This is a genomic window from Pseudomonas sp. EA_5y_Pfl2_R50 (assembly GCF_963970475.1).
Taxonomy (GTDB): Bacteria; Pseudomonadota; Gammaproteobacteria; order Pseudomonadales; family Pseudomonadaceae; genus Aquipseudomonas.
Map to the genome: position 1 here is coordinate 1 of NZ_CAXAPT010000077.1, position 597 is coordinate 597.

1 protein-coding gene is annotated in these 597 nt (G+C 63.3%); it reads left to right on the forward strand.

The window, feature by feature from the left end; genetic code table 11:
* Positions 1–2: 2 nt before the first annotated feature.
* Positions 3–557, forward strand: a complete 555-nt coding sequence (locus AACY19_RS26780; protein ID WP_339454501.1) for an FMN-dependent NADH-azoreductase — start codon at positions 3–5, stop codon at positions 555–557.
* The last annotated feature ends 40 nt before the right edge of the window (positions 558–597 follow it).

Consider the following 597-nt stretch of genomic DNA (forward strand, 5'->3'; position numbering starts at 1 on the left):
TCATGGGTGAGGGTTCAGCGAGCCGCGCCATTTCCGCCGCCGTGGTGGCGCGTCTTTTGGAAACCGATCCAACCCTTGAGGTCACCTATCGCGACCTTGCCGCCGAGCCGATCGCGCACATGACTCTCGATGCTTTCCTGGCGCTGGAGAGCGGTGAGGACGTGCAGCAATTTCTCGACGCCGACATCGTGGTGATTGGTGCCGGGTTCTACAATTTCTCGATCCCCAGCCAGTTGAAAGCGTGGGTCGATCGCATCGCCGTGAGGGGCAAGACTGTCGCTTATGGTGAGAACGGCCCGGTCGGCCTGGTCACGGGCAAGCGCGTGATCGTCGCGCTCGCGCGCGGCAACGTCTATGGCGAGGGATCCCCCTATTCGGCATATGAGCATGCCGAAACGCTGCTGCGCTCGATTTTCAGTTTTGTCGGTGTCGATGTCGAAGTCATCGTTGCCGAAGGGCTGGGCCGCGGCGAGGAGGCGCGACGCAGCGCGATCGAGAGTGCCCTCGTTCAAGCCCGCCAGATGTCGCTGTCGTCCGACCCGGTGGTCGCGCTCTGAGGGGATGGCCTCGTGCACGACAGGCAAGCCTGACCCGTGC